Raw genomic sequence first — 21,528 nt, forward strand, 5'->3', positions numbered from 1 at the left:
GTGCGTGCGGTTCTCCCGCACACGGCTCACCGACGCCGTTCACCACCGGCATTCGGCCTGTCCCGCCAGTCCCTGAAGGATCTGGGTGCAACGACGGTGCCGTGCAAGGCGATCGGACTCAGTTGGCCTCGTGAGGCGAACGCCACCACGGACCATCCGAAGCCCCGGCTGCGGCGATGCCGTTTGGCGAGAAATCCCGCCATCCGCATCCGCGCGTAGGACCCGATCTTGTCGAAGTGCCGGGCCGAGTTCCCGAACCGGAAGTACGCGGCCCACCCCCGCAGGAACGCGTTCACGTCCTGCACGATCACTTCGACAGGCAGCAGCAGCCGACGCCGTTCCGTAAGTTCACGGACCCGGTCGCGGGCATGCTGCATGGCCTTGCTCGCAGGCCAGCGGGCGAGGAAGGTCACAGGGCGCTTCCCGTCGCGGGACCGGGACGCCACCAGACGGTGATGGAAGCCGAGGAAATCGAACCCCTCGCCCGCCACCTCCAGGTGGACGATCCGGGTCTTGGCTGCCTTCGGTTCCAGACCGAGATCAGCCAGCAGACATCAGCCGCTCCAAAGCAGCTTCGGCCTGCGCGCGGGTCGCGCACATCACCACCGCATCATCGGCATAGCGGACCAGCACCCTATGCTGCCGTGTCTCCCACGCCCGGTCGATCCGGTGCAGAAAGACATTGGCCAGGAGCGGGGAGACAACCCCACCCTGAGGAGTACCGGTGACCGGCCGGCGGACCTGCCCGTCTTCCATCACTCCGGCCCGCAGCATTGCGCGCAGAAGCTTCAAAACGGACTGATCACAGACACGTTCCTCGACCGCGTGCATCAACTTCTCATGGTCAATTGCCTCAAAGTAGTTGGCGATGTCCGTCTCTACGACCCATCGCCGCCCCCGCCAGGACTCATCGATCAAGACCTGGAGAGCATCATGTGCATCCCTCCTGGGCCGGAACCCGAAAGAGCACGGCAGCATGTCCGCTTCGAAGACCGGCTCAAGCACGATCTTCAACGCCGCCTGCACGATGCGGTCGCGGACCGCGGGAATCGACAAGGGCCTTTGCTCCGACGTACCGGGTTTGGGAATGAACACCCGGCGAGCCGGAAGCGGCTGCCACCTGCCGTCCTTCAACTCCGCGGCCAGCTCGCCGAGAAGCCGGGTGACCCCGTACTCCTCGACCTGCGCGAGATCAACCAAGTCGATGCCCGGGGCGCCATTGTTACGACGCACCGTCAACCATGCACGCGCCAGGACATCCCTGCGGTGGACCTTGTCCCCCAGCGCGTGGAACCGCCGTCCGGGACCGGCCTTGGCCGCCCGGTAGAGCGCATGCTGGAGGGCACGGACCGGATCCGAGGGAGAACGTCCCCCGACGGCGGGACTAGCCACGCGGGCACTCACCGGGCCCCTCCACTTCAGCAGTACACATCGACGAAGCAGCGGCCCTTCCCTCACCGGCGGTTATGTTGTCCGCCCGGCTCAAGCAGTACTACGGCCGCCTCCGACGCCCACCCGGCCCGCTTCCCCTTCCCGGGGTACCCCCGGTTATAGGTCGCGATGCTTCCGACAGCACTCTTGCCGCAGGCTGCCGGGCCAGGGAGGGCCTCCCCAGTTCCCGCCGTCACCTTCGAAACGTTCCATGCCCCATACGCCGGGGAGTCCCTCGCGGCTGCCCATCCAGGATCTTCACCGCTTCCATGGCCTTCGCCCTGATTTCGGGGGCTCGGCTCTCCCTGTCCCCACCCTCACGAGCAGGCCTCTAACGACGCCGCAGACTTCGCGTGATGCTACGGACCGCTTCTTCGCTCCCCCTTTCACAGGGCTTTCGACGCTGGACTTCGACGCCGGGCCTTTCCCCCCGACGCCGCCAGCCTGCTACCGGGCCTCCTGGCAGCTACCCGGACCGGACTCACACCGGCAGGCGACGACGAGCTTGCGAACCACGATCAACCACCTACATGGCCAACCTCCAAGTTCTGCTGGGCGTACGAAAGCGCGAGGCTAACGGCGTTGTCGACCGCACCGTGCTAACTGGATCGCCGACGAGCACAGCCGCTCAACAGTGAAGAACACCATCGCCGTCCTGGTCCGGGTCATGGAGCAGGCTGTCCGTGACGGCATCATCAAGGTGAACCCCGCCCGGGTCACCGGCTGGCAGAAACTCTACAAGCTGGCCGAGGACGAACTGCTCGGCCCACGCGCGCTAGCCCTCCCCGACTGGGAGACGCTCATCGCACTGGCCGACGCACTCGTCGCCGCATCCCACGACCAGTACCGCATCCTGTCGGCCGGCCCCGATCCCGACGCCCGACTGTTCACTGGCCCACGAGGCGGACGCATCTCCACCGCCGTCCTGCGTGACGCCACACACTGGGACGACGTAGTCACCAAGCTCGGCTACGAACATCTGCGCCGCCATGACCTCCGGCACACCGCATTGACCTGGTTCGCCGACGCCGGAGTCCCCGTACACGTCCTTCGCAGGATCGCCGGCCACGGTTCCCTGACCACCACCCAGCGCTACCTGCACCCCGACGTACACAAGATCACAGCAGCCGGAGCGGCGCTCTCGACCCACTTCAACGCGCTGCGCGCACCACGCTCGCTGCCGAGCCCCATCGTCATGACCCGCTGACCCGGTCAAGGACGCTGGTCCCCAGCTGGTCCCCAAAAACGGTCAAGGGCCGGTTTCGGATTGCTCCGATACCGGCCCTGACCTGCGACTGTCTCCAGTCGGGACGACAGGATTTGAACCTGCGACCCCTTGACCCCCAGTCAAGTGCGCTACCAAGCTGCGCCACGTCCCGATGCGATTCCCCCCGGTTCTGCCGGGTGGCCGCGCAGGACAAACATTACCTCACTCCGGGGACGGCATCGACGTGCGTACCCGATGGGCGCGGGTCGCCAGCGCTTCGGCTCCGCAGGCGGTGGCGAGCTTCTGGGCCCGGGAGAGCTCTCCCGCGGAGCGGCTCGCAACCCCGTACTGGAACCGGGCCATCGCGTGCTCGTAGGCGGAGGACGATGTCTCGAGGTGTTGCACCGACTCCGCGAGCAGCTGCGTCGCCTCCTCGGGCGGGGCGAACAAGGCCACGCAGCGCAGGGCTTCGCCGATCGCGGTGTCCGTGCCGAAGCGTTCCGCGTGGACGCGGGCCCGGGTGGCGACCTGCGCCGCCCGGACCGGGTCGGTGTCGGCCAGGGCACGGGCGAGGTCGCCCGCCCAGGGTGCCCAGACGCCGTTGAACCGGCCCCGCAGTTCCAGCGCCGCGCCGGCTGCCTCGAGCTCCGCCACGGCCTCCTCGGTACGGCCTTCGGCGAGCAGCAGCCGCCCGTGGACGCACGGGGCGTCGGGCAGGACCATGGCGCTGGGGTAGGGCGGGCCGAAGTCGTACCGGTCGGCGACGAGCCTGGCCTCCCCCGTCCTGCCGCGTGCGAGCAGCGTGTCGACGAGCAGGCAGGTGGCGTCCCAGTGGACGGGCAGGCCGCTGCCGACGCGGTCGGCGAGGCGCAGCCCCTCGCGCAGGAAGCCCTCCGCCTCGGCGAGGCGGCCGCGACGCCGGTGGACGAGGCCCAGGAGGGTGTGGGCGAACGCCAGGTGCGCCCCGCTCCAGCCGGAGATCTCGAAGGCGCGTACGGCTTCGCCGAAGAGGTCCTCCGCGCGGTCGAGCCGGTCGGTGAACGCGAAGGTGATGCCGACCATGGCGGGGAGCTCGAAGCCCCATTCGGTGTCGGTCCAGCCGAGTCCCCGTGCGGGCCGGCCGTCCACGAGGGCGCGTTCGCACAGGTCCACCACGAGTGCGGCGTTCTCCCCGCGGAGCATGGCGTCGAAGGCCCGCAGGGTGAGCAGGGCCCGCTCCGCGTTGTCGCGGCCCTTGAGGTGGTCGGCGTTGCGCGCGAGCCGGGCGGACCGTGCGGGCCCGTCGTCCTCGGCGGCCTGCATCCCCTCCCACAGGAAGTGTGCGGCCTGAAGCCGCATCAGCCCGGGCCCGGGGGCCGTGCGGGAGGCCTCGGCGGCCAGCGAGAGCGCCGCGTCCTTGAGCTGGTTGTTGTGGGACAGGGCCGCGGCGAGGCGGAAGGTGGCGTCGACCCGCAGCGTCTCGTCCAGGCCCGGGGTGTCGAGGGCCGCCCGCAGGTGCTGGACCGTGGTGGGCGGTGAGCTGAGCAGCGTGGCGCAGCCGAGCTCGTACAGCAGGGCGGCCCTGTCGTGGGGGCGCGGCGGTTCCTCCAGGGCGCGTTCCAGACAGCGCCGGGCCGCTTCCGGGGCGCCGACCGCGAGGTGCTGGCCCGCTGCCTCGCGGAGCTGCGCGACCACCTCCTGGTCGTCGTCCGGGTGCACCTCGAGAAGGTGGCGGGAGGCCGCCGCCGCTCCGAGTCCGGCCTCGGTGATGGCCCAGGCGGCCCGCCCGTGGAAGGCGGTGCGGGTGGCCGGCGGGATGGAGCGGTAGACGGCGGAGGCGATCAGGGGGTGGACGAACTCGAGCGGGTCGAATCCGCTGACGATGCGTGCGTCCCGCAGTCGTGCCGTGCAGTCGGCGGCCTCGGCCGGGCTCATTCCCGCGAGGTTGGCAGCGAGTTCCTGGGAGATCTCGGTGCCGAGTACGGCCGCGGCCCAGGCGAACCGGTTGGCGTTGGTGCCCAGCCGTTCGAGGCGGGCGACGAGGCCGCTGCCGCGTGCCGATGCCCCGAGTTCGCGCAGGAGTCCCGCCGACTCCTCGACCGGGGGCAGCTCGCGGTCCTGCGCCTTGGCGACGAGCTCGACCGCCTCGTACGGGTTGCCGCCGGTGACGGCCCACACCTCGCGGCAGAACGGATCGTCCGCGTGTTCCCCGAGGCCGGCCCGGACCAGTTCCGCCGTGGCGTCGGGTGTGAGGGCGCGCAGGGCCACGCGTATCAGGGCGGGGTGGCCGGTGTGGCCCTCGCGCTCGGGGCCGCCGCCGGCGACGGCCCAGTCGGCGTTGCGGTCGGCGAGTTCCTGGGGGCGGTGGGCCTGGACGACCAGTAAAGGAAGTTCGGACAGGCGCGTGGTGAAGCCGGCGAGCCAGGCGAGCGATTCGCCGTCCGCCCAGTGGGCGTCGTCCACGATGAGGAGCGGCGGCCGGTGGCTGAGGCGGGAGGCGAGCCGGGAGACGACGTGGTCGAGGCCGTCCCTGACGCCCTGGGGGTCGGGCTGCGGTCCGCTGGGTTCGGCGAGGCCGAGTGCGGGCGCGGTGATCTCGAACCAGTCGCCGAACAGGGCCCTGGCCTCGTCGGCGGGGAACTGGTCCAGCGCGGGCTGCAGGAGCTGGCGTACGACGTGGAACGGTACGGACGTCACGGTCTCGCCACCCCGGGCGGACCAGACGGTGCAGCGGTCGGCGGCCATGGCCTGGATCTCGCGGAGCAGGGCGGTCTTGCCGATGCCCGCCTCGCCGCTGAAGACCAGCAGCCCGCCGGTCGCCTGCCCGCCGCAGAGGGCGTCCACCGCCTGCGCGGCGGCGGCGAGTTCCGGTTCGCGCTCGTACAACGGCCGGGACGGCTTCATGCCTCCCCTTCCCAAGGTGGTTGCGGAGGGTTCCGAGCCTAGTCGTGCGCGGGGGCCCACGGACAGGGTTCACGGGGCTCCTCGCAGGTGCGAGGCACAATCGGAGGATGGACGCATCTCGCAGGGACCGTGACGAGGAGGGGAGGGCGCGCAATGCGCGCCCCCGGGACGGGCTGGGGCGCCCCCTGCCCTACGGGACTGAGGGGGTGGAGCGGCAGCCCGAGGGTGTGGAGCGCTCCCCCGACGAGACGGTGCGTGAGGCGCAGCGGCTGCTGGACGCGGGTATGCCCTTCCATGCGCACGAGGTGTTCGAGGACGCCTGGAAGTCGGGGCCGGAGGCGGAGCGGGAGTTGTGGCGGGGGCTCGCGCAGACGTCGGTGGGGCTGACGCACTGCGCCCGGGGAAATGCGGCGGGCGGTGCGCGGTTGCTCCGGCGGGGCGCCGCCGCGCTGGAGGCGTTCGGGGAGCCGGAGCCGTACGGGATCGGTCTGGGGGCGCTGATCGCGTGGGCGCGGGAACTGGCGGGGCGGATGGAGGACTCGGTACGGCGGGCGGCGAGAGGGCCCGGCGAGGGTCGCGGGGTGGGCGACCCGGTCGACGCCACGGCGGAGGCGCCCCGGCTGCGGCCGGGGGGCCACGCCGGGTAACACACAAGGATGCGATAGGTTTTGCTCTTTCTTGACCGCCTGCCGACCGCATGTGGCAGGTTCCATTCTCAGAACTACTCGCTCAGGAGACGGACGCCCCGATGACCGACATCATCAACGGCCTCGGCCGTGCCACCGCGTACGGCGCCCTCGGCGTCGTACTGCTCGTTCTCGGCATATTCCTGATCGACGCCCTGACTCCCGGCCGGCTCGGCCGGCAGATATGGGAGGAGCGCAACCGCAACGCCGCCCTGCTCCTCAGCTCGGCGCTGCTGGGCATCGGCGGCATCGTGTTCACGTCGATCTGGACGACGTACGAGGACTTCGGCAAGGGCCTGGTGTCGACTGCCGCGTTCGGGCTGCTCGGACTGGTCATGATGGCCGTGGCATTCCTCGTCGTGGACCTGGTCACGCCGGGGAAGCTCGGCGCGACGCTGGTGGAGCGGGAACCCCATCCGGCGGTGTGGGTGACGGCGAGCTGCAATCTGGCCGTGGCCGCCGTCGTCTCGGCGTCGATCGCCTGACCGCGCCCGGCGCGATACGGACAGCGGATCCCTGCGGTCCGGCGGCCGTCGGAGTGCGCAGCCATTACGATCCGGCTTCATGAGCACTTCTGACCAGGACCAGGACCAGGACCAGCAGCCCCAGGACATAGCGGAGCCCGTGGCGCAGGAACGCAGACTGACGCCACGTCAGGCGCGTCGGCTACGGATCGTGCTCTCCTCGGTGGGTATGGCGGGGATGGCCGTCGTCCTGGCCCTTCGCATCGCCAGCCGGTCGTCCGTCCTGGTCGTCGGCGTGTACGGGCTGGCGCTCATCCTCTGCGGCGTGGTGATCGAGCTGAGCAGGAACGGCCGGACCCGCCTCGGCAGCTGGCTGCTGGGCGTCGGCCTGGTGGCGGCCGTCGGCGCGGACCGGCTGCTCATTCCCTGACGTCCGTCCACGCACACCGGGAACCCCGCGGACGCCAGGGCCTCCGCCCGCCCGGCTCCTCGCGGGCGCCTCGCCCTCCCCGCACACCGCCCAGCGGCTCAGAGCGCGCTGATCCGTACGGCCGGGCCGAGCGGGTCGACCCGGTCCAGCCACCCGGCGGCCAGGTGGAGCGGCCGGCCGGGGACGGCCGGCAACAGGAGCCGCTGCCGGTGGAGTTCACGGCCGCCCTGGCTGACGAGGAGCAGCGGCGCCGGCAGCCGCCGCGCGGTACGCAGCACGAACCGGCCGCCGGGCGGCCGCTCCCCGGCGGAGCCCGTCACGTTGGGCGCGATCCACCGTAGCGGCGCGTCCACCACCAGGGGCCGGCCCGCTCCGGCGGGCAGGTCGGTGCCGGCCAGGCGGTGCAGTACGGGTACGGCGACGGCGCGGCCCTCCAGGGCGGCGACGTCCGCACGCTCCACGGCGTGCAGCAGGTTCCCGGCGGCGAAGACGCCGGGCCGCGACGTGCGCAAGGCGGCGTCGTACGCGGGCCCTCGGGTGCCGGGGTCCAGGGTGAGGCCGCCGCACCGGGCCAGCTCGTGGTCGGGGACGAAGTCGCCGGTGAGGACGACGGTGTCGCAGCGCAGGGTCGTGGTGCGGCCGTCGTGGTGGCGCAGTTCCACCCCGGAGAGCCGGGTCCTGCCGTGGAGGGCGGTGACGGTGGCACCGGTGAGCAGCGGGAGGCCGGGGCGCCGTACCCGGAACGGGGTGTCCGGCCGGCCGGTGACGAGGGCGGCGACCTGGACGCCGGCGGCGTGCAGGGTGGCGACGGCCGCCCGGGCGACGGGCTCGTCCCCGACGACGACCGCGCGGGTGCCGATCCACTGCCGGTGGAGGTGGACGGCCTGCTGGAGTTCTCCCGTGGTGTAGACGCCCGCGGGCCGGGTGCCGGGGATCAGCCGCGCGGTGCGCGGGCGTTCGCGGGCGCCGGTGGCGAGGACGACGGCCGTCGCCGTGATCCGTTGGAGCCCGGTGGGGCCCGTGGTGTCGACGGTACGGGATCCCGCCCAGCCGGTGACGGTGACTCCGGTGCGCAGGACGGCGCCGGCGCGCACGGCCGCGGCCACGCTCCGCCGGGCGTACGCGGGCCCGTCCGTCCCGCCCCGGGCGTACGGCCCGCGCAGCCAGGCCCCGGTGCGACGCTCGCCGAATCCGCCGTGGTGGCAGTGGCGGGGGATTCCCCCCGCCTCCTGTTCGCGTTCCAGGATCTCGACGTGTCCCGCGCCGGCGCCGGCGAGTTCGGCCCCGGCGGCGAGGCCGGCGGGGCCGGCCCCGACGATCAGGACGTCGACGTGGCGCTCGGTCCGGGTCACGGTCGTTCCTCCTCGAACAGGGCGCGTACGGCGGCGCCGCAGTAGAAGCCCTGGCAGCGTCCGCCGCGGGCGCGGGTACGGCGCCGCAGACCGTCCACGGAGCGCGGCGGGAGAGTGGCGGAGAACGCGTCGCGGATCTCGCCGAGGGTGACGTGCTCGCAGTGGCAGACGAGCGTGCCGTACGCCGGGTCGCGGGCGATCAGCTCCGCCCGCCGGTAGGGCCGGGGAAAGGCCTCGCCGAGGTTGGGCATGGTGACGGCCGGGAGTTCGCGCCGCTCTCCGAGGTCGAGTCCGAGCCCGGCGAGCAGCCCGGTGACGTGCCCGGCGATCGCCATGGAGGCCGTGAGGCCGGTGGACCGGATGCCGCCGACGGTGACGTACCGCCGGCCGGGGTGGGCGCGGATGCGGTAGTCCTCCTGCCCGGTGGCGGCGCGCAGGCCCGCGTAGACGGCGGTGACCTCCTCGTCGAGGAGCGCCGGCAGGATCCGGCGGCCCTTCTCACGCAGCAGGCGGATGCCGTCGGCGGTGGAGCCGGTGGCCGCCTTGTCTTCGAGGTCCTCGGAGGTGGGCCCGAGGAGCACGTTGCCGAAGACGGTCGGTGCGACCAGGACGCCCTTGCCGGCCGCGGTGGGTACGGGTAGGAGGATGTGGTCCACGAGGTCGCGGGCGAGTTTGTCGAAGACGAGGAGCTGACCGCGGCGCGGGGTCACGGTGAACTCCTCGTGGCCGAGGAACCGGTCGAACTCGTCGGCGTACAGTCCGGCCGCGTTGATCAGGTACCGGGTGCGCAGCGGGCCGCGCGAGGTGGTGAGCGTGTGGCCGTCGGCGTCGCTGACGACGCCCCGCACCCGGCATGTGAGGTGCAGGTGGACCCCGGCGCGGACGGCCTGGGTGGCGAACGCGAGCGGAGTGGTCCAGGGGCAGATGACGCTCTCGTCGGGGACCTCCAGCGCGCCGAGGGCGCCCGGTCCCAGGTGGGGTTCGCGCGCGCGCAGTTCGGCGGCGTCGATGAGGCGGGCGGCGTGGTAGCCGTTGCGGACGGCCTTGGCCAGCAGGTCGGGCAGTACGCCGAGCTGCTCGTCGTCCCAGGCCACGAGGAGGGCGCCGACCCGCTCGACAGGGATGCCGCTCCGGGCCGCGTAGGAGGCGAGCAGGCCGTGGCCCTCGCGTACGAGCCGGGCCTCCAGCGAGCCGGGTAAGGCGTCGAATCCGGTGTGCAGGATGGCCGTGTTGGCCTTCGACGTGCCGTCGCCGACGTCGTCGGAGGCTTCCACCAGTGCGGTGCGCAGGCGGTATCCGGCCAGTTCGCGGGCGATGGCCGCGCCGACGACGCCCGCGCCCACGACGGTGACGTCGTACGCTCCGCCGCTGCCGGGCTCGCCGCCCGGTCCGTCACCCGCGGGCAGGGGACCGGCCGTGGTGACCGTGACCGTCATGTGCGCTCCAGCAGGGTGTCCACGGCGGTACGGAACTGTGCGAGGCGGGCGGCCGCCTCGTCGGGGCCGATCCGGGGTTCGTAGACGGCGGAGGGCGTCCACCGCGGTGTCGCCTCCCGCAGCGGCAGACGGGGGTCGAGTCCGAGCCGGGCCACGGCCCCGGCGCCGAGCGCCGTGACGTCGGGCAGCGCGGAGACCTCCACCGGCCGTTGCAGCAGGTCCGCCTGGGTCTGCATGAGCAGGGCCGAACGAGTGAGGCCGCCGTCGACGCGCAGGACGGTCAGGGGTTCGCCGAGGTCGGCGGCCACGGCGTCGGCGAGGGCGACGACCTGCGCGGCGATGCCCTCGCACAGGGCGCGCACCAGGTGGCCGGCGGTGGTGTCGAGACCGAGCCCGGTCACCGAGCCGCGCAGGTCGCCGCGCCACCACGGGGCGGCGAGGCCGGCGAGGGCGGGGACGAAGACGACTCCGCCCGTACCGGGGACCGTGGCCCCCACCGGGTCGAGGTCGGCGGCGCCGGAGATCACTCCGATGTCGGAGAGCCAGCGTACGGCGGAGGCGGCCGTGTAGACCTGCCCGTCCAGGCAGTAGTCCGTACGTCCGCCGAGCCGCCAGGCGACACAGCTGACCAGGCCGGAGGAACTGTCGCGTGGGCTGCTCCCGGTCTGCGCCAGGAGGAATGCGCCCGTGCCGTAGGTGCACTTGGCCTGGCCGGGTTCGAGGGCGTTCTGCGCCAGCAGGGCGGCCTGCTGGTCGACGAGGAGGCCGGTCAGGGGGATGTCGCCGCCGAAGGCGGTGGTCGTCCCGACGGGGCCGGCGCAGTCGACGACGGTGGGGAGCCGCTCGTCGGACAGCCCGAAGATCTCCAGGGCGGCGGGCGACCAGGCGGTGTCCCGGAGGCCGAGCAGCTGGGTGCGTCCGGCGGTGGCCGCGTCGGTGACGAAGGCTCCGGTCAGCCGGTGGACCAGCCAGGAATCGCTGGTGGTCACGACGCCTTCCCGGGTGAGCTCGCGGCGGATCCAGGCCATCTTGGGCGCGGCGAAGTACGGGTCGAGCGGCAGCCCGGTCAGCTGCCGCAGCTCCTCGCCGTACGCGCCGAGCGCCGCGCAGACGCCCTCCGCCCGCCGGTCCTGCCAGACGACGGCGTCGGTGAGCGGACGGCCGGTGGCAGGGTCCCAGGCCAGGACCGTCTCACCCTGGTTCGCGAGGCCGACCGCCACCACGGGTTCGGCCGCCGCCTCCACGGCCTGCCGGCCGGCGTCCAGGACCGAGCCGAGCAGTTCGGCGGGATCGGCCTCGACGGCCCCTGCGGCGCCGTGGCGCGGGCGCACGGGAGCGGAACCGGAACCGATCACGCCCCGTTCGGGACAGATCACCAGCGCCTTCGTGCCGGACGTCCCCTGGTCGACGGCGAGTACGGCTCCTGTCATCGGCACTCCCGGCGTGCGGGCCGCCCGGGACCGGGCGGACACATGATCATTCGGTTCCCGCGCCCACAGTCGTGCAGACCGGCCCCCGCGTCAACCCTGGATCCTTCCCCCGAACCGGACGTGATCCGAACGGGAGGATCCGGCCGGGACCTGCCACCCACCGGCCCGAACGGCCATCAACGTCCGGTTGCGGCAAGGAACTTGAGTAAGATCCGCGAAGTCGCCGGATCGCGGGTGTACGGCGCCTAAACTCACCGCCGAGCAACCAACCGGACGCTTGACGGCAGTTCACGGCTCGAACTGTCCCACCCCCCCCACGTCCTTGAGGATCGATGACGCACAGATCACGCCCCGTGCCGCCCCACCCGGCATCCCCTCTCGTCCCCTCCGGCCGTCCGGGGACGGGGTACTCAGATGGCGTCCACTGACTTCCGGCCTGTCTACCACCCCGCTGGCCACGACCACGCGTTACGCGCGGCGCTCCAGGATCTGCGTACGGGGCGCTGGCTGTCCATGCGGGATCTGCTGGAGAGCACCCCTGACTGGGCGCAGTGGACCCAGCGCACCCAGGTCCTCGCGACCGCGGCGGCGGGGTCCGACGCCGTCCGGGCCTGGCTCGCCGAGGAACCGCGGAGCGTGGCGGCGACGGTGATGCACGCCCGGGTGGTCGTGGAGCGGGCGGTACGCGCCCACCGCGAGAACCACGCCCGCGCACAGGAGTTGTGGCAACAGGCGTGGGAGGGGTGCCGTTCCGCCGCGCACGCGTCCCCCGCCGATCCCGTGCCCTGGGTCTGCCTGCTGGCGCTGTCCCAGCTCGACGAGCGGCAGCGCCTGGAGGAGCACCGGGTGCCGCCGCCGGGGCCCATGCTCTTCCCCGGGCCGTGGGGCCTGCTGGCGGAGGCGCACAGACGTGATCCGTTCAACCGCGAGGCCTACCACCGGATGCTGCAGTTCGTCTACGCCAGAGCGGCGAGCGGGACGCTCTCGGAGGCGGTCAACTTCGTCCAGTGGGCCGCTTCGTCGGCCCCGGAGGGCTCACCGCTTCATGTACTGCCGCTGTATGTGCGGGTGGAGCGCTACCGGCGCGAGCGCGGCCACGAAAAGGCGCTGGACCTGCACTGGGTGACCGAGGACGGCGAACGCGACGCGCAGCGCGCGCTGCGCGCGTGGTTCGACGGCACCGATCCGGCGACACAGTCCCTGCTCGACCTGAACCAACTGGCCCACGCCCTGTGGGGGTCGCTGCGCTTCGCCGAGGCGGCGCCGGTGTTCCGGGCACTGGGCCCGTACTACACCTCGGTCCCGTGGGTGTACCGCACGCGTGCGGCCTCCGACCCGGCCGGGGCCGAAGAGGTGTTCCTGCGGGCCCGGAGCCGCTGCCTGGCGGCGGAGCGCGACCCCGGCAGAGGGCCGCACGGCTGACCGGCCGATCCCCGTACCACGTCTCTCCCCCGTCCCGTCCAGCCTCCCGGAGGTCCTCTTCCATGTCGATATCCGCCCCACCCCCGCCGAGCGCGGAGGCAGCACCCCAGAAGGACGAAGAACAGCGGCTGCGGGAACTGGGCTACCAGCCCGTGCTGGCCCGCCGCATGGGTGGCTTCGGCAACTTCGCGATCAGCTTCTCCGTCATCTCCATCCTCTCCGGCTGCATGACGCTGTACGGCTTCGGCATGTCGACCGGCGGCCCCGCCGTGATGCTGTGGGGCTGGGCGGGCGTCGGCCTGTTCGTGCTCTGCGTCGGCATGGCACTGGCCGAGGTCACCAGCGCGTACCCGACCTCCGGGGCCCTGTACTACATGGCCGACCGGCTCGGCGGCCGCAAGTGGGGCTGGTACACCGGGTGGCTGAACCTGCTCGGCCTGCTGGGCGCCATTGCCGGGATCGACTACGGCGCCGCGCTGTTCACGGGCGCGCTGCTCAACCTGCAGTGGGGCTTCGACCCCACACCCGGCTCCACCATGCTGATCTTCCTCTGCATCCTGCTGCTGCACGCGGTGCTGAACCTCTTCGGTGTCCGCCTGGTCAGCGTGCTCAACTCCATCAGTGTGTGGTGGCACCTGGCCGGTGTCGCCGTCATCGTGTCGGTGCTGGCGATCGTGCCGTCGAACCACCAGTCGCCGTCGTTCGTCTTCACCGAGTTCGTCAACGACACGGGCTGGGAGAATCCCCTCTATGTGGCGGCGATCGGCCTGCTGCTGGCCCAGTACACCTTCTGCGGCTACGACGCCTCCGCCCACCTGTCCGAGGAGACCTCCAACGCGTCGGTGACGGCCGCGAAGGGCATCGTCCGGGCGATCTGGGTCTCCTGGGTCGCCGGTTTCTTCCTGCTCGCCGGCCTGACGTTCGCCATCCAGGACTACGCGGGCACCCAGAACAGCGCCACCGGGGTGCCGCCCGCCCAGATCCTGATCGACGCGCTGGGCACGGCGGGTGCCACCGCCATGCTGCTGATCGTCATCGCGGCGCAGCTCTTCTGCGGCAACGCGGAGGTCGCGGCCGCGAGCCGGATGGTCTTCGCCTTCAGCCGGGACAACGCCCTGCCCGGCTCCGCGCTGTGGCGCAGGGTGAGCGCCCGCACCCAGACCCCGGTGCCCGCCGTCTGGCTGTCGGTGTGCGTGGCCGCCCTGCTGGCCGTGCCGTCGCTGTACTCCGCGACCGCGTACGGGGCGGTGACGGCGATCAACGTCATCGGTATCACGCCCGCCTACGCCATCCCGATCTATCTGAAGCTGCGGGCCGGCGACCGCTTCGAGCGCGGCCCCTGGCACCTGGGCCGCTGGTCGAAGCCGATCGGCTGGATCGCCGTGGTGTGGGTCGCCATCGTGACGGTGCTGTTCCTGCTGCCGCAGTCCTCGCCGGTGACCATCGACTCGATGAACTACGCGTCGATCGCGCTGATCGCCGTGCTGGTCCTGGCCACGGTGTGGTGGTTCGTCGCCCGCCGTTCGTACGGCACCCCGGCGGCGTACGGGAACGCCCGCGAGCAGGCCGAGATCGCCGAGGGCATCGTCTGACCCTCCTCCCGGGCGGCCTTCAGCGCAGCAGCAGTTGGAGGCCGCCCAGGACGGTCGCGCCGATCACGATCCGGTCGAAGAGCCGCTGGTCGATCCTCCCCACGCAGGCGCGGCCGAGGTACGCCCCGGGGACGACGAACAGCACCAGGACGGCGTCCAGCAGCAGCGACCGGGCGTCGATGAGCCCGAGGCCCACGCTGAAGGGGACCTTGGAGGTGTTGACGATCAGGAAGAACCACGCGGACGTCCCCAGGAAGCCGAGCTTGCGGAAGCCCGCGGAGAGCAGGTAGAGCGACATCACGGGGCCGCCCGCGTTGGCGACCATCGTGGTGAACCCGCCGAGGACCCCGTACGAACGGGCCTTGACCCGCCCGGCGCGCGCGGTCGCGGCCGGTCCCCCGCCTTCGGCCGGCCCGCCGGTGGTTACCGCGGCCTCGGCGCTGCGCCGCCGCAGGAGCGTGACACCGGCCATGAGGAGCAGGATCGCGCCGATCGAGGTCCGCACGGCGTCGTCGTCGGCCCGCATCATGAAGACGGTGCCCGCCACCACGCCGACGGCGACGGCGGGGAAGAGCCGCAGCAGGGTGGGCCAGTGGGCGTGGCGCCGGTAGATCAGCACGGCGAGGATGTCACCGGCGATCAGGATCGGCAGCAGCACTCCGGTGGACTCGCGAGCCGGGAGGACGGCCGCGAAGACCGCGAGGCTGATCGTGTTGGCTCCGCTGACGGCTGTCTTGGAGAAGCCGACGAGTGTGGATGCCGCCGCGAGCGCGACCAGTTGCCAGAGTGTGAAGGTGTCCATGCCAGGTCGGATGCTATACGCGTCCGCTGCTCCGGAACCAGCAGCCAGTACCCGCCGCCCCCGGGCTCGTGGACGTCGGCCGTGCGGCCTTGGACCGCGGTTACTACGGCGGTCAGGACATCTACACGCTGTTCGAGCAGGAGGCCGGCAAGATCCGGGAAGGCCGGGTCTGGGGCCCGCAGCCTGCTCTGCGCCGTCCTGGGCGCGGCCCTCGGCGCGCTGGTCGGCATCGCCTGCGGCTACGCCTTCGACAAGTACCGCTTCCCGCAACCACCGCTTCCCCCAACCACCGCACAGGAGAACCATGCCCGACACCCACCCCGTACCCCGACGTCCGCGCGCCGCGCTCGCCATGGGGGCGGAGGCCGCAGCCGCGGTGCTCCGCCCGGACTCCCTGGCCGCACTCGCCGAGGTGTGCGCCCTCGCAGGGCCGGTGATCGACGACTTCTCGGCCGCGCGGGCCCGTACCGCTCTCGCGGACGCGGAGATCCTCGTCACCGGCTGGGGCTGCCCGCCGGTCAACGCCGAAGTCCTGGCGGCCGCGCCCGCCCTGCGGGCCATCGTGCACACGGCGGGCACCGTGCGAGGCCATGTCACCGACGCCTGCTGGGAGCGGGGCATCGAGGTGTCCTCGGCGGCCTCGGCGAACGCGCTGCCGGTCGCGGAGTACACGCTCGCGATGATCCTGCTCTCCGGCAAACGGGTCCTGGAGCGGGCCCGGGACTACCGGACCGAACGCCGCCGCGACGCCTGGCTCGCCGTGCCGCACGAGGTGGGCAACTACGGCCGCACGGTGGGCATTCTGTCCGCCTCCCTGATCGGCCGGCGCGTGATCGAACTGCTGCGCCCCTACGACGTACGGGTGCTGCTCCACGATCCGTACGTCTCCGGGGCCGAGGCCGCAGCGCTGGGGGTCCGCCCCGTCCCCCTCGCCGCTCTCTTCGCCGAGAGCGACGTGGTCAGCGTCCACACCCCGCTGCTGCCCGAGACCACCGGGCTCGTCAGCCGCGGACTCCTCGCGTCCATGCGGCCCGACAGCGTCCTCATCAACACCTCGCGGGGCGCGGTCGTCGACCAGGAGGCCCTCGCCGACGCGTTGGGGCGGAAACGGATCCGCGCGGTACTGGACGTCACGGACCCGGACCCGCTGCCGCCCGGCCACCCGCTGTGGGACTGCGGGAACGCGCTCATCACCCCGCACCTCGCGGGCTCCCAGGGCAACGAACTGCGGCGGCTCGCCGACCTGGCGGTCGCCGAGGTCGCCCGCTGGGCCGCGGGCGACGGCTTCGCCCATCCCGTACGACGCGAAAGGCTGGCGTTCCTCGCGTGATCCCTGCGCGCCGCCGTGAGCGCGGGGACGGTGCGGGTGAGCTGGGCGCAGGACGGTGCGACGACTGGGGTCGACCTCTCACCGCCGGGGTCACCCACACGGTGTGAGGGCTGTCCGGCGGGGCAGGACCGGTCCCCTCTACGCGTCGGTGCGGACCACCACCGCGAGGGTGCGGGGGCCGTGGACGCCCTCCACCCGTTCCAGTTCGATGTCGGAGGTGGCCGAGGGCCCGCTGATCAGGGTCGTCGGCCTCTCCGGGACCAGCCGGGCGATCGCCTCCGGGACACCTGCCACGACCGAGGACAGGTCGACCACGCACACGTGCAGGTCGGGGACGAGAGAAAGGGCACGCCGGCCCTGGTCGGGCGACCCGTCCAGGAAGATGGTGCCGGTCTCGGCACAGGTGACGGCCGAGCCGGTCACAACGCCGTCCAGTGCGTCGAGGCTGGGGGCGGGAATCTCCGCCGAATCCCGTCGGACCTCTCCGTCGTACGCCGCGAGCCAGTGCTCCTCCAGCCCGGCCGGTACCCCGATGCGCAGGGCGCCGCGTTCGCGCAGGATCCCGGCGATCACTTCGGCCGTGCGGTCCGCGGTGCAGGGGTGGACCTGGGCCTTGTAGTCGACGAGCCGGTCGGTCAGGAGGGCGAGGCGTTCGCCGTCGGGCAGGGTGCGGCCGGTGCGGTAGGCCCGGGGGACCACCGTGTCGGGCGGGGGCGCGAGGGCCAGGGCGTCCCTGATCCGGCCCAGGACCGTGTCGCGGGCGCTGGTGGTCACTGCTCCTCCTGGTGGTCGTCGGTGTGACGGGCGCCCTCTTCGGCGGCGGCGCGCATCGTCGCGGCGCCTTCTGCGGATGCCAGCCAGGCGCGGAAGGACTGTTTCGGAGGGGCGGCGGTGTCCCGGCTGTCGCTCCAGCCGCTGAAGGGGGCGGGCAGGTGCGCGATGGTGCCGTCGCGTCCGCCCACGACCCGGCCGAGGGCGGCGGCCTTCTGGGCAGCCGCGTACAGCTTCGGTTTCCTCATGACGGTGGCCGCGGCCTTCATGGCCAGTTTCTCGGTCGTGGTGCCGGACTGTTCGGTGTTCTGGTGGCGTAGCTCGACGAGCATCGACGGGATGTCGATCTTGACGGGGCAGGCGTCGAAGCAGGCGCCGCAGAGGCTGGAGGCGTACGGCAGCGAGCTGTTGGGGTCGTTCTTCGCGGCGTGCATCCCGGCGAGCTGAGGGGTGAGGACCGCGCCGATCGGTCCGGGGTACGTGGACCCGTACGCGTGCCCGCCGGCCCGTTCGTAGACGGGGCAGACGTTGAGGCAGGCCGAGCAGCGGATGCAGTTGAGCGCCGCACGGCCGATCGTGTCGGCGAGCGCGGCGGTGCGGCCGTTGTCGAGGAGGACCAGGTGGAAGTCCTGCGGTCCGTCGCCGGGGGTCACACCGGTCCACAGCGAGGTGTACGGGTTCATCCGCTCGCCGGTCGAGGAGCGCGGGAGCAGTTGGAGGAAGACCTCCAGGTCCTGGTAGCGCGGGAGGACCTTCTCGATGCCCATGACGGTGATGAGCGTGTCGGGCAGGGTCAGGCACATGCGGCCGTTGCCCTCGGACTCGACGACGGACAGGGTGCCGGTCTCGGCGATCCCGAAGTTGGCTCCGGAGACGGCCACCCGGGTCGTCATGAACTTCTCGCGCAGGTAGGCGCGTGCCGCGGCGGCGAGGTGCGCGGGCGCGTTGTCGAGCCGCGGGTCGACCCCCGGGATCTCGTCGAGGAAGATCTGCCGGATTTCGTCCCGGTTGCGGTGGATCGCGGGGACGAGGATGTGGGAGGGCCTGTCGTCGGCGAGCTGGACGATGAGCTCGGCGAGGTCGGTCTCGTAGGGGGTGATGCCGACGGATTCGAGGTGCTCGTTGAGGCCGGTCTCCTGGGTGGCCATGGACTTGACCTTGATGACGTCGCTGCTGCCCGTCGCCCTGACCAGCCGGGCGACGATGTCGTTGGCCTCATCGCCGTCGCGGGCCCAGTGGACGGTGCCGCCGCGCTCGGTGACCTTCCGCTCCAGTTGTTCCAGGAGTTCGGGCAGGCGGTTCATCGTGTCGGTCTTGATGGCCGATCCGGCGTCCCGCAGTGCCTCCCAGTCGGGGAGTTCCCCGGTGACGTGGAGGCGTTTGCCCCGGATGGTGCGGGTGGCCTTGCCGAGGTTGCGGCGCAGCTGGCCGTTGCGCAGTTCGTCGTGGGCGGCTGCGGGGAACTTCCGGTCGCCGCGCAGGTTGCCCGTCCCGTACGGGGAGCGGGGCGGTGGGGCGGGCATGCCGAGGAAGGTGCTCATCGGGCGGCCTCCGTGAGGGCGTACGGCGTGGTCCGGGTGGACCCGAGGATCTGGGCGAGGTGCAGGGTGCGCGTACCGGACCTGATGCGGGAGAGCCCGCCGCCGATGTGCATGAGGCAGGAGGAGTCGCCTGCCGTGCACACGTCGGCCCCCGTGCCGCAGACGTTGCGCATCTTGTCCTGGAGCATCGCGGTGGACGTCTCCGCGTTCTTGACGGCGAAGGTGCCGCCGAAGCCGCAGCAGGAGTCGGCCTCCGGAAGTTCGACGAGGTCGATCGACTCGACGGCGCGCAGGAGCTTCAGGGGCTTCTCACCGACCCGGAGCATGCGCAGCGAGTGGCAGGTGGGGTGGTAGGTGACCCGGTGCGGGAAGTACGCGCCGACCTGGGTCACGCCGAGGACGTCCACGAGGAGTTCGGAGAGCTCGTACGTCTTGGCCTTGACGGTGGCCACCCCGGAGCGCAGCGCGGCGTCCCCGTACCGGGCGGCGATGATCTCGTGCTGGTGTCGCACGGAGCCCGCGCAGGAGCCGGACGGCATGACGACCGCCTCGATGGAGGCGTCCCCGAACTGCTCCGCGAAGTTCCGTACGAGGGGAACGGGTTCACGTTGGTAACCGGTGTTGACGTGCATCTGGCCGCAGCAGGTCTGGTCCGGCGGGAACACCACCTCGTGGCCCAGGCGGGCGAGCAGCAGCGCGGTGGATCTCACCGCCTCGGGGAAGAGCGTGTCTCCCAGACAGGTGGCGAAGAGTCCGATGCGCATGGGGCCTCCCCGGGTCGTTATGGTCCGACCATACTAGCCTCCGTCCGTAGGGGACGCCATGGGCGCACCGGCCGGCCTGAACCCGGACATGGAAAAGGGGCGGGGGACGGTGCGTGCGCACCGTCCCCCGCCCCCTCGGGCGGTGTCCGCTATCGGCCGTCGTTCCCGTCGACCAGCGTTCCGTGCAGCCCCCGGATGTGCTGCTCGGCCAGGTCGGCCGCCTCGCCGCCCCGCCCCTCGCGAACGAGTCCCAGGAGCAGCGCGTGCTGGGTGTTGAGCGCGCCCGCGGCGGCCGGCCAGTCCTCGGTCTCCTCGAGGGCCCGCAGGATCAGCGGACGGACGGACTCGCGCACCGCGGAGGTGAGCGTGGAGGTCAGCGCGTTGCCCGAACTCCGGGCGACGAGTACGTGGAAGCGGGTGTCGAGGTCGTTGAACTCGGCCACCCCCACACCTGGTTCACCCATCCGCCGGACCAGCTCCCCGGCCGCGTCGAGGTCCTCGTCCGACGCGTGCCGCGCGGCCGCCTCCCAGCTCGAGCGTTCGAGGACGACGCGCGCCTCCAGCACGTCGTGCAGGCTGTAGCTGCCGAGCGCGAAGTGCAGGCGCAGCAGGCGCCCCAGGGCGTCGTCCGGGTTGCGCACGATCCGCGCCCCCGAGTCGGGCCCCCGGCCGGGCTGCGCGACCAGGACGCCGATGGTCTCCAGGACCCGCAGCGCCTCGCGCAGCGCCGAACGGCTGACGCCGAGCACCGGCGCGAGCTCCCGCTCGGGCGGCAGCCGGTCCCCCGCCTTCAGTTCGCCGGCGAAGACCCGTTCCTCGATGGTGCGGAGCACGAGTTCGTGCGTACGGGACTGACGTACGGGTTGCCACTCGACAGGCATCCGCTACTCCCCGCTCAGGGTGATACGCATGGCCCGACTATGTCACACACGGTGTGTGGTCGGACCAAAGGCACCTAAAGGGCGCGAGGTGCCCGTCGGCCGGTCCCGGCACACGTGTCGTACCGCCCGGAACATGATGACGAACACCCGGAACGTTTATACGATTCTCACCGAGTGGGCCTACGGTGCTGTCGTGACCCAGACGAGCCCGCCCGGTTGGCATCCAGACCCCGGGTATTCAGGAATCGGCCCCGCGCAGGAACGCTGGTGGGACGGGAGCCGGTGGACCGAACATCTGCGCATACCGCCCGCGACCGTACGACGCCGGCGGATACGGATCGGCGCCGGCATCGCCGCCGGTGTCGTCCTGCTCGCGGCCGTCGGCGGCGGCGCCTACATGCTGGGGGACGGCTCCGGCGACCGGAACGGCACCTCGGCGGCCACCACCCCCTCGCAGAGCCCCGACCGCCAGGGCGCGCCCGGGGGCGGCGACCAGGACGGAGGCGGCGGCCAGGAGCCCGGCCAGGAGATGCCGCCCGTCGAGGAGGGGTACGCCACCGACATGGCCAGCGGCATCAGCATCCCCGTCCCCGACGGCTGGAAGGGCCAGTCGGGACCGGTCGGTGCCGGCGTGACGACCGGCGAATACGCCTGTCCCGGCGACGAGGCCCAGAAGTGCGTGCGCGGTGGGGTGTTCTCCGCCCCGGCGCAGGCCCTGAAGGTCACGCAGACCACGGCGAAGGCAGCGGCCGAGGCCGACATCAAGGCCAACGCCGAGGAGTCGTACGGCGAGAAGATCTACGGCGGGATCACCTCGCACGAGCAGCTCAGGTCCAAGGCCGTGACGGTGGCCGGGCAGAAGGGCTACGTGGTGCGCTGGAAGGTGGTGACGAAGGAGGGCGACGACGGATACGTGGAGTCGCTCGCGTTCCCCTCCCCCCGCATCGAGGGCATGCTGGTCGTCGTCCGCTCCGGCTTCGACATCAACGTCAAGGCCCCGAAGCTCTCCGTCCTGGACGACATCACCGAGGGCATCAAGGCGGCGGCGGGAACGGGTACCGGCGAGACCGCCTGACCGGCCGGACGTGCGCACCGCGTGCGGACGG

Annotated in this window: 19 protein-coding genes, 1 tRNA gene and 1 pseudogene; 9 read left to right on the plus strand and 12 right to left on the minus strand. The window is 72.1% G+C overall.

Annotated features, from left to right (window positions below; genetic code table 11):
• Positions 1-26: 26 nt before the first annotated feature.
• Positions 27-413 (minus strand): group II intron maturase-specific domain-containing protein, encoded by a 387-nt coding sequence (locus ACH4VO_RS24875; RefSeq protein WP_360996883.1) that lies wholly within the window; start codon positions 411-413, stop codon positions 27-29.
• A gap of 127 nt (positions 414-540) precedes the next feature.
• Positions 541-1,404 (minus strand): reverse transcriptase domain-containing protein, encoded by an 864-nt coding sequence (locus ACH4VO_RS24880; RefSeq protein WP_360996885.1) that lies wholly within the window; start codon positions 1,402-1,404, stop codon positions 541-543.
• Between the two features lie 661 nt (positions 1,405-2,065).
• Between ACH4VO_RS24880 and ACH4VO_RS24885 the strand changes: the two genes are divergently transcribed.
• Positions 2,066-2,638 (plus strand): tyrosine-type recombinase/integrase, encoded by a 573-nt coding sequence (locus ACH4VO_RS24885; protein WP_360996886.1) that lies wholly within the window; start codon positions 2,066-2,068, stop codon positions 2,636-2,638.
• Positions 2,639-2,736: 98 nt separating this feature from the next.
• On the opposite strand, the gene ACH4VO_RS24890 is transcribed toward ACH4VO_RS24885, so the two are convergent.
• Together ACH4VO_RS24890 and ACH4VO_RS24895 are read right to left on the minus strand one after the other, a co-directional pair.
• A tRNA-Pro gene (locus ACH4VO_RS24890) sits at positions 2,737-2,810 on the minus strand.
• A gap of 50 nt (positions 2,811-2,860) precedes the next feature.
• Positions 2,861-5,521 (minus strand): AAA family ATPase, encoded by a 2,661-nt coding sequence (locus ACH4VO_RS24895; RefSeq protein ID WP_360996888.1) that lies wholly within the window; start codon positions 5,519-5,521, stop codon positions 2,861-2,863.
• A 107-nt stretch (positions 5,522-5,628) separates the two neighbouring features.
• Between ACH4VO_RS24895 and ACH4VO_RS24900 the strand changes: the two genes are divergently transcribed.
• The 3 genes from ACH4VO_RS24900 (at position 5,629) to ACH4VO_RS24910 (ending at position 7,101) form a co-directional block, all read left to right on the plus strand.
• Entirely contained in the window at positions 5,629-6,168 is a 540-nt protein-coding gene (locus ACH4VO_RS24900; protein ID WP_360996890.1) for a DUF309 domain-containing protein, read from the plus strand.
• A 101-nt stretch (positions 6,169-6,269) separates the two neighbouring features.
• Entirely contained in the window at positions 6,270-6,692 is a 423-nt protein-coding gene (locus ACH4VO_RS24905; protein WP_360996891.1) for a DUF350 domain-containing protein, read from the plus strand.
• A gap of 79 nt (positions 6,693-6,771) precedes the next feature.
• Positions 6,772-7,101: a hypothetical protein gene (locus ACH4VO_RS24910; protein WP_398441403.1), complete on the plus strand. Its 330-nt coding sequence runs from the start codon at positions 6,772-6,774 to the stop codon at positions 7,099-7,101.
• A 98-nt stretch (positions 7,102-7,199) separates the two neighbouring features.
• Here the strand turns inward: ACH4VO_RS24910 and ACH4VO_RS24915 are convergent, their stop codons facing one another.
• The 3 genes from ACH4VO_RS24915 to ACH4VO_RS24925 are packed head-to-tail and all read right to left on the minus strand — an operon-like array spanning position 7,200 to position 11,319.
• On the minus strand, positions 7,200-8,453 hold the full coding sequence (locus ACH4VO_RS24915) for an FAD-dependent oxidoreductase (protein ID WP_360996893.1): 1,254 nt from the start codon (positions 8,451-8,453) through the stop codon (positions 7,200-7,202).
• Positions 8,450-9,889 carry an FAD-dependent oxidoreductase gene (locus ACH4VO_RS24920; RefSeq protein ID WP_360996895.1) on the minus strand — a complete coding sequence of 480 codons (1,440 nt, stop codon included), beginning with the start codon at positions 9,887-9,889 and terminating at the stop codon, positions 8,450-8,452. The genes ACH4VO_RS24915 and ACH4VO_RS24920 overlap by 4 nt, the downstream gene beginning before the upstream one ends.
• Positions 9,886-11,319, minus strand: a complete 1,434-nt coding sequence (locus ACH4VO_RS24925; RefSeq protein ID WP_360996896.1) for an FGGY family carbohydrate kinase — start codon at positions 11,317-11,319, stop codon at positions 9,886-9,888. Before ACH4VO_RS24925 ends, ACH4VO_RS24920 begins: the two co-directional genes overlap by 4 nt.
• A 414-nt stretch (positions 11,320-11,733) precedes the next feature.
• Here ACH4VO_RS24925 and ACH4VO_RS24930 point away from each other — a divergent pair, with 414 nt between their 5' ends.
• Positions 11,734-12,741, plus strand: a complete 1,008-nt coding sequence (locus ACH4VO_RS24930; RefSeq protein ID WP_360996898.1) for a hypothetical protein — start codon at positions 11,734-11,736, stop codon at positions 12,739-12,741.
• Positions 12,742-12,803: 62 nt separating this feature from the next.
• Positions 12,804-14,333 (plus strand): amino acid permease, encoded by a 1,530-nt coding sequence (locus ACH4VO_RS24935; RefSeq protein WP_360996899.1) that lies wholly within the window; start codon positions 12,804-12,806, stop codon positions 14,331-14,333.
• Positions 14,334-14,352: 19 nt separating this feature from the next.
• On the opposite strand, the gene ACH4VO_RS24940 is transcribed toward ACH4VO_RS24935, so the two are convergent.
• The gene (locus ACH4VO_RS24940) at positions 14,353-15,135 is read right to left on the minus strand and encodes a sulfite exporter TauE/SafE family protein (RefSeq protein ID WP_360996901.1); all 783 of its coding nucleotides are present in this window, start codon (positions 15,133-15,135) and stop codon (positions 14,353-14,355) included.
• Positions 15,136-15,144: 9 nt separating this feature from the next.
• Between ACH4VO_RS24940 and ACH4VO_RS24945 the strand changes: the two are divergent.
• A pseudogene (locus tag ACH4VO_RS24945) lies at positions 15,145-15,317 on the plus strand (sugar ABC transporter substrate-binding protein); the annotation flags it as partial.
• A 122-nt stretch (positions 15,318-15,439) separates the two neighbouring features.
• On the plus strand, positions 15,440-16,465 hold the full coding sequence (locus ACH4VO_RS24950; RefSeq protein WP_360996903.1) for a hydroxyacid dehydrogenase: 1,026 nt from the start codon (positions 15,440-15,442) through the stop codon (positions 16,463-16,465).
• A 138-nt stretch (positions 16,466-16,603) separates the two neighbouring features.
• Here ACH4VO_RS24950 and ACH4VO_RS24955 read toward each other — a convergent pair whose 3' ends face one another.
• The 4 genes from ACH4VO_RS24955 to ACH4VO_RS24970 all read right to left on the minus strand — a co-directional run bounded on the left by ACH4VO_RS24955 (position 16,604) and on the right by ACH4VO_RS24970 (position 20,422).
• Positions 16,604-17,239, minus strand: a complete 636-nt coding sequence (locus tag ACH4VO_RS24955) for an LUD domain-containing protein (RefSeq protein ID WP_360996905.1) — start codon at positions 17,237-17,239, stop codon at positions 16,604-16,606.
• Positions 17,236-18,777 (minus strand): lactate utilization protein B, encoded by a 1,542-nt coding sequence (locus ACH4VO_RS24960; RefSeq protein WP_360996907.1) that lies wholly within the window; start codon positions 18,775-18,777, stop codon positions 17,236-17,238. The genes ACH4VO_RS24955 and ACH4VO_RS24960 overlap by 4 nt, the downstream gene beginning before the upstream one ends.
• Positions 18,774-19,541, minus strand: a complete 768-nt coding sequence (locus ACH4VO_RS24965) for a (Fe-S)-binding protein (protein WP_360996908.1) — start codon at positions 19,539-19,541, stop codon at positions 18,774-18,776. The genes ACH4VO_RS24960 and ACH4VO_RS24965 overlap by 4 nt, the downstream gene beginning before the upstream one ends.
• Before the next feature lie 149 nt (positions 19,542-19,690).
• Positions 19,691-20,422, minus strand: coding sequence for an FCD domain-containing protein (locus tag ACH4VO_RS24970; RefSeq protein WP_360996910.1), 732 nt, complete (start codon positions 20,420-20,422; stop codon positions 19,691-19,693).
• 193 nt (positions 20,423-20,615) lie between these two features.
• On the opposite strand from ACH4VO_RS24970, the gene ACH4VO_RS24975 reads away from it, so the two are divergent.
• Positions 20,616-21,497 carry a DUF2510 domain-containing protein gene (locus ACH4VO_RS24975; RefSeq protein WP_360996911.1) on the plus strand — a complete coding sequence of 294 codons (882 nt, stop codon included), beginning with the start codon at positions 20,616-20,618 and terminating at the stop codon, positions 21,495-21,497.
• The last annotated feature ends 31 nt before the right edge of the window (positions 21,498-21,528 follow it).

It is taken from the genome of Streptomyces sp. NPDC020780 (assembly GCF_044334475.1).
Classification (GTDB): domain Bacteria; phylum Actinomycetota; class Actinomycetes; order Streptomycetales; family Streptomycetaceae; genus Streptomyces.

What these genes read in the sequence shown, in the direction of transcription:
- ACH4VO_RS24895 (WP_360996888.1), bottom strand. Translation starts at nt 5,521, where the DNA reads ATGAAGCCGTCCCGGCCGTTGTACGAGCGCGAACCGGAACTCGCCGCC.
- ACH4VO_RS24900 (WP_360996890.1), top strand. Translation starts at nt 5,629, where the DNA reads ATGGACGCATCTCGCAGGGACCGTGACGAGGAGGGGAGGGCGCGCAAT.
- ACH4VO_RS24905 (WP_360996891.1), top strand. Translation starts at nt 6,270, where the DNA reads ATGACCGACATCATCAACGGCCTCGGCCGTGCCACCGCGTACGGCGCC.
- ACH4VO_RS24910 (WP_398441403.1), top strand. Translation starts at nt 6,772, where the DNA reads ATGAGCACTTCTGACCAGGACCAGGACCAGGACCAGCAGCCCCAGGAC.
- ACH4VO_RS24920 (WP_360996895.1), bottom strand. Translation starts at nt 9,889, where the DNA reads ATGACGGTCACGGTCACCACGGCCGGTCCCCTGCCCGCGGGTGACGGA.
- ACH4VO_RS24925 (WP_360996896.1), bottom strand. Translation starts at nt 11,319, where the DNA reads ATGACAGGAGCCGTACTCGCCGTCGACCAGGGGACGTCCGGCACGAAG.
- ACH4VO_RS24930 (WP_360996898.1), top strand. Translation starts at nt 11,734, where the DNA reads ATGGCGTCCACTGACTTCCGGCCTGTCTACCACCCCGCTGGCCACGAC.
- ACH4VO_RS24935 (WP_360996899.1), top strand. Translation starts at nt 12,804, where the DNA reads ATGTCGATATCCGCCCCACCCCCGCCGAGCGCGGAGGCAGCACCCCAG.
- ACH4VO_RS24940 (WP_360996901.1), bottom strand. Translation starts at nt 15,135, where the DNA reads ATGGACACCTTCACACTCTGGCAACTGGTCGCGCTCGCGGCGGCATCC.
- ACH4VO_RS24950 (WP_360996903.1), top strand. Translation starts at nt 15,440, where the DNA reads ATGCCCGACACCCACCCCGTACCCCGACGTCCGCGCGCCGCGCTCGCC.
- ACH4VO_RS24960 (WP_360996907.1), bottom strand. Translation starts at nt 18,777, where the DNA reads ATGAGCACCTTCCTCGGCATGCCCGCCCCACCGCCCCGCTCCCCGTAC.
- ACH4VO_RS24965 (WP_360996908.1), bottom strand. Translation starts at nt 19,541, where the DNA reads ATGCGCATCGGACTCTTCGCCACCTGTCTGGGAGACACGCTCTTCCCC.
- ACH4VO_RS24970 (WP_360996910.1), bottom strand. Translation starts at nt 20,422, where the DNA reads ATGCCTGTCGAGTGGCAACCCGTACGTCAGTCCCGTACGCACGAACTC.